At 39.5% G+C, this 13,215-nt stretch carries 10 protein-coding genes and 2 tRNA genes; 7 read left to right on the forward strand and 5 right to left on the reverse strand.

All coding sequences use genetic code 11. The features are described from left to right. Positions 1-20: 20 nt before the first annotated feature. Positions 21-92: transfer RNA gene (locus IPJ16_10785), tRNA-Gly, on the forward strand. A gap of 43 nt (positions 93-135) precedes the next feature. Here the strand turns inward: IPJ16_10785 and IPJ16_10790 are convergent. The 4 genes from IPJ16_10790 to sucD form a co-directional block, all read right to left on the reverse strand. Continuing rightward, positions 136-208, reverse strand: a tRNA-Thr gene (locus IPJ16_10790). 24 nt (positions 209-232) lie between these two features. Continuing rightward, entirely contained in the window at positions 233-1,459 is a 1,227-nt protein-coding gene (locus tag IPJ16_10795) for a M48 family metallopeptidase (GenBank protein MBK7627657.1), read from the reverse strand. A gap of 132 nt (positions 1,460-1,591) precedes the next feature. Continuing rightward, a complete protein-coding gene (fabG, locus tag IPJ16_10800; GenBank protein ID MBK7627658.1) occupies positions 1,592-2,338 on the reverse strand; it encodes a 3-oxoacyl-[acyl-carrier-protein] reductase in 747 nt (248 codons plus the stop codon). Between the two features lie 158 nt (positions 2,339-2,496). Beyond that, the gene (sucD, locus tag IPJ16_10805) at positions 2,497-3,372 is read right to left on the reverse strand and encodes a succinate--CoA ligase subunit alpha (protein ID MBK7627659.1); all 876 of its coding nucleotides are present in this window, start codon (positions 3,370-3,372) and stop codon (positions 2,497-2,499) included. A 138-nt stretch (positions 3,373-3,510) separates the two neighbouring features. On the opposite strand from sucD, the gene IPJ16_10810 reads away from it, so the two are divergent. From IPJ16_10810 to IPJ16_10835, 6 genes are all read left to right on the forward strand, one after another. Further along, the gene (locus IPJ16_10810; GenBank protein ID MBK7627660.1) at positions 3,511-4,629 is read left to right on the forward strand and encodes an AraC family transcriptional regulator; all 1,119 of its coding nucleotides are present in this window, start codon (positions 3,511-3,513) and stop codon (positions 4,627-4,629) included. 109 nt (positions 4,630-4,738) lie between these two features. After that, positions 4,739-6,142 (forward strand): hypothetical protein, encoded by a 1,404-nt coding sequence (locus IPJ16_10815; GenBank protein MBK7627661.1) that lies wholly within the window; start codon positions 4,739-4,741, stop codon positions 6,140-6,142. Positions 6,143-6,146: 4 nt separating this feature from the next. Next, positions 6,147-8,489 (forward strand): MMPL family transporter, encoded by a 2,343-nt coding sequence (locus IPJ16_10820; GenBank protein ID MBK7627662.1) that lies wholly within the window; start codon positions 6,147-6,149, stop codon positions 8,487-8,489. Further along, positions 8,422-9,192, forward strand: a complete 771-nt coding sequence (locus IPJ16_10825; GenBank protein ID MBK7627663.1) for an outer membrane lipoprotein-sorting protein — start codon at positions 8,422-8,424, stop codon at positions 9,190-9,192. Before IPJ16_10820 ends, IPJ16_10825 begins: the two co-directional genes overlap by 68 nt. Positions 9,193-9,370: 178 nt before the next feature. Further along, positions 9,371-10,774, forward strand: a complete 1,404-nt coding sequence (gene mnmE / locus IPJ16_10830) for a tRNA uridine-5-carboxymethylaminomethyl(34) synthesis GTPase MnmE (GenBank protein ID MBK7627664.1) — start codon at positions 9,371-9,373, stop codon at positions 10,772-10,774. 36 nt (positions 10,775-10,810) lie between these two features. Then, entirely contained in the window at positions 10,811-11,920 is a 1,110-nt protein-coding gene (locus tag IPJ16_10835; GenBank protein ID MBK7627665.1) for an Ldh family oxidoreductase, read from the forward strand. A gap of 9 nt (positions 11,921-11,929) precedes the next feature. Here the strand turns inward: IPJ16_10835 and IPJ16_10840 are convergent, their stop codons facing one another. Further along, positions 11,930-13,207, reverse strand: coding sequence for a Gfo/Idh/MocA family oxidoreductase (locus IPJ16_10840; GenBank protein ID MBK7627666.1), 1,278 nt, complete (start codon positions 13,205-13,207; stop codon positions 11,930-11,932). Positions 13,208-13,215: the final 8 nt, after the last annotated feature.

The raw sequence follows: 13,215 nt of genomic DNA on the forward strand, positions 1-13,215 counted from the left end.
AAAATTTCAGAGTACCAATTGCGGGAGTAGCTCAGGGGTAGAGCATCAGCTTCCCAAGCTGAGGGTCGAGGGTTCGAATCCCTTTTCCCGCTCAAAAAGATAAAGACGCAGCATGCTGCGTCTTTACCTTTTATGAGCCTCCAATGGGACTCGAACCCACGACCTGCTCATTACGAATGAGCTGCTCTACCAACTGAGCTAAGGAGGCAAATTATTTCACAAATATAATTAATCAATCGAGTTTTTCCAGCCTGCTAAGCAGGGGTGGATGCGAATAATGAAAGAATACATATGCAGGATGCGGCATCATGTTAGAGAGGTTTTTGACAGAAAGCTTCTTCAGTGCAACAGCAAGGATTTCTGATTTGAAATATTCCTTGACAAACCGGTCAGCTGCATATTCGTTTTTCCTTGATATATAGTTTGTCAACAATCCGATTAATAAAGATAAAGGACTATAAAGTATTCCAAAGACAATCAGTCCCATATGAAAGCTTGTGGTCCTGGATCCTAATGCTTCCGACAATGCCGGATTATTAACCATAAGTGAAAAAAGGAAAAGCATCAATCCGGTAAGAATTACAGAGAAAAGAAGTGTTATTAACACATGTTTCTTCCTGTAATGTCCTATTTCATGAGCCAGTACGGCAACTATCTCCTCTTCAGTAAGTTCCTTGTGCAAAGTATCATATAGTACAATTCTTTTCTTTGGCCCGAATCCTGAAAAATATGCATTAGCCTTGGTACTTCTCTTTGAACCGTCAATTATATAGATGTTTTTGAGTTTGAATCCGGTTTTATTTGCAAATGCTTCTATTGCTGTTCTTAAGGAACCTTCTTCAAGTGGAACTTGTTTATTGAACAGCGGTACAATAAGTTCGGAATAAAAAAGGTTGATAAAAACAGAAAAAAGTGTAATCAGACCCCATGCGTAGAGCCAGAAATTCGGACCGGATTTATAATAGAACCAGGTTATCAGTCCCAGAACAGGTGCACCTACCAATAGCGCAATAAACCACGATTTGATATGATCTGTTATAAAGGTCCTCACACTCATAGTATTAAATCCATATTTCTTTTCAATTACAAAAGTGTCATAATAGCTGAAGGGGATATTAATAATATCTGAGGCGAATCCTATAATACCAAAGAATATTAGTGAAATGAGCACAATATTCATTGTGAATGATCGTGCTAAACCATCAACCATTGCGAAGCCTCCGGCAATAATCATAACGAGTATTATTACCAGATTGAAAGAGGATGTCCAAAGTGAAAGAGTGTTGTTTTCTTTCTGGTAGAGCTGTGACTTCCTGTACTCCTCTTCATCGCAGATTCCTTTTAATTTAAGGGGAAGGTTTTCTGACCACATTTTGGAATTCAGATGATCAAGATATCTTTCGATAATAAAACCTGCCACAGGAATTATGATGATAAGATAGAAGATTATATTGTCCATTTAATGAGAGGATGGTAAAAAAAAGAAGCAGGGCCCCCGTTTAAAATAAGTGTGGAATAAATATGTCTCGCTGCATTTCCTCGTGCTAAAAAGGATGGGTGCCCTGCGGTTTCGTAAAGATAATAAATATTTTTAAGTTAACATACCTCCACAGACATGAATTGTTTGTCCGGTTACATATGATGACAGATCGGAAGCGAGATATAAGCATGTATTTGCCACATCCTCAGGGGTTCCGCCCCGCCTCAAAGGAATTTTTTCAGCCCACTCTTTTTTTACATCTTCAGGTAATTTTTCTGTCATTTCAGTCAGAATAAAACCTGGAGCAATCGCATTGCATCTGATATTTCTTGAACCAACTTCTTTTGCTACGCTTTTTGTGAAGCCAAGTATGCCTGCCTTCGATGCGGAATAGTTACTCTGTCCGGCATTGCCTGATACCCCAACAACAGAGCTCATGTTTATTATGGATCCGCTTTTCTGTTTGAGCATTGTCTGCAATACAGCTTTGGTAAGATTAAATACTGACTTAAGGTTAACAGCAATAACAGCATCCCATTGGTCCTCTGTCATTCGCATAAGTAGAGTGTCTTTTGTAATTCCGGCATTATTTACAAGTATATCAACTCGCGTAAAATCCTTTACAACATCATTTATTACACGCTGGGAATCGTCGAAACTTGCAGCATTAGAGACATAACCCTTTGCTTTAACACCCAGTTTTTCAATCTCTTTTATAGTATTCTTAAACTCTTCATCATCAGCTATATTGGTAATTGCTATATCTGCACCTTCATGAGCAAATCTAAGAGCAATTGCTTTACCTATTCCTCTTGATGCACCTGTTATCAGGGCTGTTTTTCCTGCTAATAATCCCATTTTGTTCTGTTTTAAAATTTTTGCAAATATAAAATATTTTTGCCCCCATCCCCCTAAAGGGGGCTATATTGTGATTCAGATTTAACCCCCCTTTAGGGGGGCAGGGGGGCAAATAGACGCAAATGTTAATATAATTATTTATTAATCAATTAAATACATTATTTAGCCATTAATACTTTTGCTACTGTTGCACCGATTTCAGCAGGTGATTCAACTACATGAATGCCGCACTTTTTCATAATCTCCATTTTGGCAGATGCAGTATCATCCTTTCCGCCAATGATTGCACCGGCATGTCCCATTCTGCGACCCTTTGGTGCCGTTTGTCCGGCAATAAAACCTATTACAGGCTTGGTGCTGTGATCCTTTATCCATAAAGCAGCCTCATTCTCCATGCTTCCCCCTATTTCGCCTATGACTACGATTGCTTTTGTTTCATCATCATTCATCATCAGTTTTACTGCATCAAGAGTTGTGGTTCCTACAATAGGATCGCCACCGATTCCAATGCAGGTTGACTGTCCCAGTCCCATCTTTGTAACCTGGTCAACAGCTTCATAGGTAAGAGTTCCGGACCTTGAAATAATCCCTACAGTCCCTTTTCTGTGTATAAATCCGGGCATAATCCCGACCTTTGCTTCACCGGGAGTAATAATACCAGGACAATTTGGTCCTATTAACCTGCAATCGAACGATTTAAGGTACTCTTTTACAATAACCATATCTGATACAGGGATCCCTTCAGTTATTGTCACAATAAGTTTGATTCCTCCATTTGCTGCTTCCATAATTGCATCAGCGCCAAATGATGGTGGTACGAATATCACTGAGATTTCAGCACCTGCAGCATCTACGGCTTCCCTGACTGTATTGAAAACAGGAAGGTCGAGATGCTTCTGACCACCTTTACCGGGAGTTACTCCACCTACAACTTTAGTCCCGTACTCAATCATTTGAGTGGCATGAAAAGTGCCCTCTGTTCCGGTGAATCCCTGGACTATAACTTTAGAGTTTCTGTTTAAAAGAATGCTCATAAATATCAGATATTAAGTAATTTGTTTGCGTTTTGTTCTGCAAAACTAATATAGTTAAGCCTAAACTTAAGGTTCAAAAATACCGAATAATTATCGGCTTTTCGTTATATTTGAGTGATAATTATCATATCCATAATCGTGAATATCGATCCAGTATTATATATCGGAATTTCACAATCATTCTTTGCAGGATTACTTATTTCTACCAAGAAGCCATTTACAATAGCTAACAGACTAATGGCCTCATGGCTTTTTCTTATCTGTTCTGAGATGCTTTTTACCCTTGTAAACAATAAGCTTCTGGAAATATATTCTTTTCCTGTTGTTGCTTTTACTTATGGCCCGTTGCTTTATTTATATGTAAAGTACATGACACGTCCGGATATGAAGTTCAACTGGTTTGCCCTTTTTCACTTTATACCTTTTGTTATCTTCCTGACAGTATCTGTCATTTTCAGAGCACAGCCGCTGCTTGAGGATCTGAAGAGCTTTTTTGTACGCGATAGATTTATATCACTCAGGATAGTATATGGATTCAGCTTCTTTCTGTCTGTCACAGCTTACAGCATCCTTGCCTTTATTGAGATAAAGCGGCACCAGAATAACCTTATGAATCTGGTTTCCTACACTTCAGGTATACTTACGCTTAACTGGCTGAAAATTATTTCTGTCAGTTTTTATGCTGCCTATTTCATACTGTTTATTCTTGGCGGATTAAATATGCTTGGTAACTATATACCTTTTGACCCCTATTTTGTAATATTTGGATTTATCACACTCTTTTCATTTGTGTACAGTTTTTATGCTATCAGGCAGCCTGTGATTTTTGGTCAGGAGCTGAAACCTGAGCCTGTTGATAAGACGGAACAGGAGAAATACGTAAAAAGTGGTCTGAAGGAAGAGCAGGCAAACAAATACCTCAGAAATCTTATTTCTTTCGTGGAAGAAAAGAAGCCATATCTTGACCGTGATCTTACCATTCAGGATCTCTCAGCAATGACATCTATTCCCCGGCATTATATTACCCAGATTCTTAATGAAAAACATAAAAAGAACTTTTTCACTTTTATCAATGAATACAGGGTAAAAGAAGTTATTGAAAGATTTTCAGATCACCGGTATAACAATTATACAATTCTTGCAATTGCTTTTGATGCCGGATTCAATTCCAAGACAACTTTTAATTCTATCTTCAAGAGCCATACAGGTTTAACTCCCCGGGAGTACAGGGAGAAAGCATCAGGTATTTCTGCATAGAAAGTCCTGCCCGACAGGCACGAACAACAACTTTGCAAACCATTGGTCCGGCACAGCCGGATCAGACTAATTTCTGGTTCATATCCGGTTCCTTTGCATAAAAAACAAAATGATTCTTTTGCGAAGTTCAACAATTGGATTATTCTTAATTCTCCGGCTGTCACTTGTAATATACGCACAGGAAATTACATCTGGAGAAAGTGCCGGGAATCAGAAACTAATAAACTTGTCAGGTTTTGTCAGGGCAGGTCTATATTCCGGGATAGATCATGGAGACAGGAATAAACCATATGTCTCCAGTGCATTTTCAGATTTAGGAGTGATGATGGAAGCCGGCAATGGCCTTAATTTTAAGGCTTTTGCTGATATGCGGTTCAGATATGGTGCGGAATTTCTGGAACCGGTAAGTTTTCTTGATTTAAAGGAAGCCTGGGTTCGGTTTTATGGAAAAAAGTGGGATCTGTCAGCCGGTCAAAAGATTATAAAGTGGGGAAAAGCCGATTTTACAAGTACAAACTCCAGATTAAGCCCGCAAAATCTTCTTTCGCGTTCACCTGACCGTGAAGATATTGATATGGGTAATCTCCTCTCCTCTTTCAACTGGTATCCCTCGGAGAATATTAATATTGAAGCTGTTGCGGTTCCGTATTACAAGTCATCAGTATTAATTATTGATCCGATTCCTTTACCTGAAAATGTAACTATCGATCAGATCCGATCACTAGTTACGGACAAAGAAATGTTCAGTTATGGTTTCAGAGCAGATATACACCTGTCAAACATTGACTGGGCGCTATCATGGTATGATGGTTACGATCCGATGGCTGGTATTTCCCTTTCCGATTTCAGACTTGATATGACAGGACCAATTCCTTCAACTTATACTGAGTTGAAAATGACTCCTTACAAAACCAGAGCACTTGGACTTGATTTTGAAACAACCTTAGGAAGTTTTGGTCTCAGAGGAGAGGCGGCGTGGTCTGACCCTCACCTTTCATCGTTAGTCGATGAGCATGTTCCTTTACCTGAACTAAAATGGGTTATCGGAACTGACTGCTCGACAGGTAACTGGAGAATAGCCGGTGAATATTCAGGAAAGCGTGTGAATCATTTCACAGAGCCGGATGTACAGCCGTTAATTGGCAGTGAACCTGATTATCAGCTTCTTGCTCAACTGATGGCAGATCCGGGTTTTAATTTGCCGGAGTATGTAAGGCAGCAGGTTGGCTCATTCAATCGTCTGTACAATTACCAGCTTGAAAGATATTATCATTCAGGAGCCTTAAGGATAGAAACTGACTTTGCTTACGGAAAGCTAATGCCATCAGTATTATCAATCTACAATTTTACATCGCATGATTTTCTTTTACTTCCTGAATTAAGGTTTAAACCTACAGATGGGTTGACTATTACCGCGGGAGCTGAATATTACAGCGGTATAAAGGGTTCTCTTTATGATATTACAGACGATTTTATGAATTCGGTTTATATTTCCATAAGAGTAGATTTCTGAAAGCATGACAGAGCTAATAATTAGATTCAGGTGGCTGATTATTGTCATCTCCCTGGCACTTGGCGGCTTTTTCGGATTATTGATTCCATTTGCTGAAACCGATCCGGATATCAGGAACTATGTACCTGCAGAAATGAATTCAAGGATCGAGACTGACAAGATAGAGAGCGAGTTTGGAGTTCAGGATATGGTTGTCATTATCTTCTCTGACAGTTCTATTCTAAGTGAGGAGAACCTTAAACAGATAAAAGCAATCGATCGCGATCTCGCAAAGCTAAAAGGTATCTCAGACCGTCTTTCACCATTTACAATAAGGGGCATAAAGGGAGAAGACGGGATGATGGTAGCAGAGAAGCTTATTGAAAGCATACCTGTTGAAACCGCTGAAGTAAAAGAACTTACTGATCGTGTCCTCAATAACAGATTTGCCCGTGATATTGTCATATCTTCTGACATGACAACTGCCTCAATAACAGCAACAATTGACAGCAGGATTCCTGAATTTGAAACTCTTGCCGGAATTGATTCTGTAATCAGAGAACATCCGGGAAGAACAAAAATAGCTAAAGGCGGCCTGCCATATATCAGGAGGCATATAATGGAAGATGTCAGAAGGGACGGACTGCTTCTTGTTCCGGCAGCTCTGGTGATTATGTTGCTTGTTCTCAAGCTTACCCTTGGCGACTGGAGAAGCGTATTTATGCCCTTCTCGGTTGTTCTGATTTCCACTTTGATAAGTATGGGAATGATTCCGCTTCTTGGATGGAAAATGTCTATAATGACTCTGCTGGTTCCTATTATTCTTATAGCAGTAGCTAATAATTATGGAATTTATCTTGTTGCGAGATACCAGGAAATAAGAAAACAAAACAGTGCAATTTCAAATTATTCTTTGATCAGTGAACTACTGGGTTCGCTTAATATGCCAATTCTTTTCAGCGGTTTAACAACTATAGCAGGGATTCTCGGACTGTTAACACATTCTATTATTCCTGCGAGAAGGGTAGGTATACTGGGAGCTTCGGGAGTGACAATAGCTCTTGTGATGAGTCTTACTCTTATACCTGCGTTTATTTATCTGAGAAGCTCCAGGAAAACCGGACTAATAAAAAGTAAAGTAAGAAAAAATACAAGTGAGATTTTCCTTGCCAGACTTTCCGGAATAATTATTAACTATCCACGGAGCATACTTATTGTTTCTGTATTATTAACTGTCATTATCTCTTCAGGAATTTTGCTACTGAAGACTGATACGAACCAGGAAAACTATTTTCCAAAAAAGCATCCTGTCAGACTTGCTTCGAATATAATTAATGAAAAATTCGGAGGATCCCAGACAATCTCTGTTATGGTTTCCGGCGATATTAAGAGTCCCGAAGTATTAAAGGCTATCGACAATTTGACATTACAGATGGAGAGCCAGAAAGGTGTAGGTACCGTATTTTCAATATCACAGGCTGTCAGAGAGATGAGCAAGGCAATTTTTGATAAAGGAGAAGATGGTTATGACAAAATTCCCGATTCAGGCAACGCGATTGCCCAGATGTTTGAACTGTATAATATGAGTGGTGATCAGGATGATTTTAAACAGATCATGAACTCTGACAATACAAAAGCTCACATATTGATAAGACTTGCAGAGCCTGACAATAAAATTATCACTGAAGTGAGTAATAAAATTGCTCTACTTACCCGGGATTTCCCTGCTGAAGTGACTATCGGCGGTTATGCTATTATTATGTCTGATTTTGCAGGATCAGTAATCAGAGGTCAGCTGAAATCACTTTTGTTTGCTCTTCTTACGGTATTCATTCTTCTGGCAATAATCTTCAAATCATTTAAGGGAGGACTGATTGGTTCAATACCCCTTGCAACTTCAATTGTTATTCTGTTTGGATTTATGGGACTGACAGGCATTGCCCTTGATGCAGCCACCGCTCTTTTGACCTCAATTATGATCGGAGTTGGTGTGGACTTTACTATTCAATATGTCTGGTGTTTCAACTCATATTTCAGTAAAGGATTATCTCATTCAGATGCTACTGAAGCTGCAATCCGGACTATTGGCCGCAGTATAATAATAAACGCAGCAAGTGTAATGGCAGGATTCTCTGTACTGATGCTGTCAGGATTTACTTCTATCAGATTCTTTGGATATCTGGTATTAATCTCCATTGGCGCCTGCCTCATTGGTGCCATACTTATCATTCCTTCTTTTATAATGGTATTCAGGCCAAAATTTGCAGGTAAAGAATTCTTAAAACTTAATAAACAAAGTGATGAAGACAAAAATTTTAGCATTATTACTGCTTCTTCCGATATACCAGGCAGCGGCACAAGAGCCTGATGCCTCAGGTATAATGGACAAAAGCAGGGAATTAAGTATGGCAGGTTCGATGAGTGCAAATATTAACCTTACCATCCTAGAAAAGAACGGCACAACACGATCCAGAACAATCTCAATGACAACCAGGAGTTACCCTGAGAGACAGGAAAAAAGATTTATAAAATTTTTAGAACCCGCTGATGTCAGAGGCACAGCTATGCTAATCATTGATAACAGCAACAGTGCAGATGAGATGTGGATCTATTTACCGGCACTAAAGAAAACAAGGAGAATTGTAAGCTCCGAAAAAGGTAAAAGTTTTATGAGTTCTGAATTTTCAAATGCCGATATGAGTTCCCCTGCACCGGCAGATTTTACAAATAAGCATATGGAAGGATCTGGAAAAAACGGTAAATGGATTATAGAAAGCAGACCGGTAAACGAAGACAAAGCTGATGAGTATGGCTATTCAAGGAAGATAAGCTACTTGATGATGGAAAAGTATCAGATTGAAAAAATGGAGTTTTATAATTTTGATAATGAGCTATTTAAAATAATTGAGATCAAGAGTGTTTATCCCCTTCAGGATGGAAAATACCTGGTAAAAGAAATGACTGCAGAAAATATCATAACAAAAAGAAAATCAGTGATTTTAATGACTAAAATTATTGAGGGAGCCAAGGTTGATGACTCGGTATTTAGCTTACAGAATCTCGAAAGGTGAGATTTTATCAGCCACCAAGGCACGAAGACACAAAGTAGCACCAATTCTTAATTAAGGAATGTCTTGGTGAACCTTTGTGCATTGGCGTCTTCGTGGCTATTAAAATTTGGCATAAACCAAGAGCTCACAGTTTCTCTTCAATTAAGTTTCATACATTTGCTTAAGATTTAAATGCAAAATGATCAGATCAGGAGAGACTATATGTGCACCGGCAACTGCTATTGGAGGTGCGATAGCAATTGTAAGAATCAGTGGTTCAGAGTGTCTCAGCATATGTGATAAGATTTTTTTCGCGGCTGATAAAAAAATCAGGCTGACAGATCAAAAGGGCTTCACAATTCTTTTTGGAGAAATCAGAGATAGTGAATCAGTAATTGATGAAGTGCTCTTGAGCATTTTCCGTTCACCCCACTCCTATACCGGCGAAAATGCTGCTGAAATTTCCTGTCATGGCTCCCCTTATATTGTTAACAGGATAATGGAACTGCTAATCAGAAACGGAGCAATCACGGCAAATCCTGGTGAATTCACACAGAGAGCTTTTATAAATGGAAAAATTGACCTGTCTCAGGCCGAAGCAGTTGCTGATGTTATTGCATCTACAACCTTTGCAGCACATAAGGTAGCTGTAAATCAGATGCGTGGTGGCTTTTCCGAAGAGATTGGCCGGTTGAGATTTGAACTTCTGAATTTTGCATCACTTATTGAACTTGAGCTTGATTTTGGAGAGGAAGATGTTGAATTTGCTGACCGCAATGATCTTAAATCCATAATATTAAGTGTAAAAAAATTATCGGATAAACTGACAAACTCCTTTTCACTTGGTAATGTTGTAAAGAATGGAATTCCTGTTGTTATTGTTGGTAAACCTAATTCAGGAAAATCAACACTACTCAATGCTCTTCTGAATGAGGAGAAAGCAATTGTGTCTGACATTCCCGGTACTACCCGTGATACAATCGAAGATACAATTACAATAGATGGATTAGCTTACAGATTCATCGATACTGCAGGATTACGCGACACTGCTGATGTCATTGAAACAATGGGAATTAAGAAAACCCATGAAAAGATATCGCTGGCTTCTGTGATTCTTCTTGTGGATGAAGTTTCAGATTCATCAGAATCAATAAACAAGCGGATCAGGGCAGTCAGGGAAATGATAAAGGAGTCAGAAAAGCGATTGATAATAATCATCAATAAGTGTGATAAATCTCAACCCGGACAAAAAGAAGAATTGGTTAAGGAAATAAGTCTGAATAACGGGGAGATTCTGCTGTGTATCTCTGCAAAAGAGAAATCAGGTCTTGACGAACTAAGGTCAATCCTCGGAGAAGAAGTCCTGAAGGAACGGTTGAATTCAAATGACGTAATAGTCACTAACATAAGACACTATGAAGCCTTACTACGTGTGTCGGAAAGTTTGGACAGAGTGTTGACCGGACTTGAAAATCAGATTCCGGAAGACCTTATTGCCATCGATATAAGACAGGCGATTCATTATCTTGGTGAGATAACAGGGCAGATTACCTCAGATGAGATTCTTGGTAATATTTTTAAGAATTTCTGTATCGGGAAATAGCAAATATTAATTACAAAAAATTAAACTTATCCTTATATGAAACAAAGATATATTGCCTTTGATGTGATTGAGAAGTTTATGATGGGTATCCTTGAAAAGGCTGGAATTCCCTCTGAGGATGCCTCTATTATTGGCGATGTACTGCTTAAGGCCGACAAGCTTGGATTTGACTCCCATGGAGTAAACAGGCTTAAACCAATTTACCTCGACAGAATAAAGGAGGGTATTCTTAATCCGGTTACTCAATTTGAAATAGTGAAGGAAGGTCCCACAACCGCAGTAATTAACGGGCATAACGGCATGGGGCATGTTATAGCATTCAAATCAATGAATCTGGCCATTAAGAAAGCCAAAGAGTTCGGAATGGGCATGGTAACTGTCCGTAATTCAACTCACTATGGTTTTGCAGGATATTATCCGCTTATGGCTGTTAAAGAAAATATGATCGGTATTACAGGAACAAATGCAAGACCATCTGTTGCGCCTACCTTCGGAGTAGAGAATATGCTTGGCACAAATCCGCTTACTTTTGGAATGCCGAGCGATGATCCATTCCCATTTCTCCTCGATTGTGCCACTTCAATAACACAACGAGGAAAGGTAGAACTTTATGCCCGGGAAGGCAAAGAGATGCCAAAAGGATGGGTTATTGATGAGAGTGGCGAGAGCAAGACCAATTCGGTTGAAGTCCTCGAAGATTTTATTAAGGGACGTGCTGCTCTCACTCCTCTTGGCGGAGTTGGTGATGAAACAGCAGGATACAAAGGTTATGGATATGCCACAGTAGTCGAAATTCTTTCTGCGGCACTTCAACAGGGTGCATTTATGAAGATGTTATTAGGATTTGAAAATGGAAAGAAAGTACCATATCCCATCGGACACTTTTTTATAGTTATTGATATAAGTGCATTTACGGAGCCTGAGAATTTCAAAAAGACAACAGGTGATATACTCCGTGAACTCAGGGCTTCAAAGAAAATGCCCGGTCAGGACCGAATCTATACCGCCGGTGAAAAAGAGCATGAAACCTGGCTTTCAAGAAAAGACAAGGGTGTACCATTTAATGATCAGCTGCTGAAAGAGTTTCAGGGTTTATGCAATAGTTACAACCTGAAAGAATTTCTTCCCTATTTTGAAAGTAAATAGATCAAATGATCAGGGGTGAATATATTTCCCCCGGTATTCTCTCTTAAGTAATTTGGATGCTTCCGGATTTCCAATGATCTCTTTCTTTTGCTGATCCCATTTTACGAGTGTTCCGGTATAATATGAAATCATGGCCAGCTGAACAGTAGCTGTAGACTGGAATGCATCTTCGGGTGTACAGGCAATAAGGTTTTTATCTTTGGCTCTCACAGCTTTAATGAATGTCTCAACATGATTCTCCTGCATTAATGGAGTCGGAATATTAAGATCTTCTCTTTTTGCATCTCTACCGGTTGGGAAAATCGCAACCTTGTTATCTTCTGCAAAGATTGACCCTTTCTCTCCATGGAAGATGATCCCGTTATTAAATTCTTTCACCGGGTCACCTGGACCCCACAAGCGGTGCTGCCATACTACCGACGCCTTTTTGAAAGCCATGTTAGCAGTGAGGGTATCGGGTGTTGTGATTTTACCCTCATATGTGAAGTTACCACCTCTGGTATAGAACTCTTCCGGCATGCTCTCATTCATTATCTTCCGAATGATATCAATATGATGAATTCCCCAATCAGTGAGATGTCCGTTTCCATATTCCTTTTCCAGTCTCCAGGCCTTATGACCGATATTTGGCCTATAGTCGAGCTTTGGGGCTGGTCCGCACCACTCTTCCCAGTCAAGAGATGCCGGCGGAGCCTGTATTGTATTATCCTGTGGTCCCGGATTATAGTGAATCTGAGCAACAATCTGATGAACATTACCAATCTTTCCGCTTTCAATGAGCTCTTTTGTTTTCATGAATGCAGCACTTTGCCGCCTCTGAAATCCCAGCTGAACAATGTTGCCAGCCTTATTTGCAGCACTAACCATTGCAATTCCTTCTGCTATATCATATGCAAGAGGCTTTTCACAATAAATATCAAGACCTTTTTTGCAGGCTGCAATAAACTGCAAAGCATGCCAGTGAGGCATTGTTCCGATGAAAACAGCTTCCAGGCCCTTCAGATCAAGAAGTTCCTGATAATATTTGAATGTTTTGGGACGTAATCCCTGAAGTTTCTCAAGTTCGTCAGCACTTGCTGAAAGATGTGACGAATCAACATCGCATATAGCAATCACTTCTACTCCACCTACTTTAAGGGCTGCCTTAGTTATTACCATGCCATACCAGCCGGCGCCAATAAGGCCTATCTTCAGTTTTCTGTCTTGATGAAGCGATGGAAAATATAATGATGATGCAGCAGCTGCAGTTCCAATGGAAGTAACTTTAATAAAATTTCTTCTTTTCATAATCAGAT

The organism is Bacteroidales bacterium, from assembly GCA_016709865.1.
Taxonomy (GTDB): domain Bacteria; phylum Bacteroidota; class Bacteroidia; order Bacteroidales; family VadinHA17; genus LD21.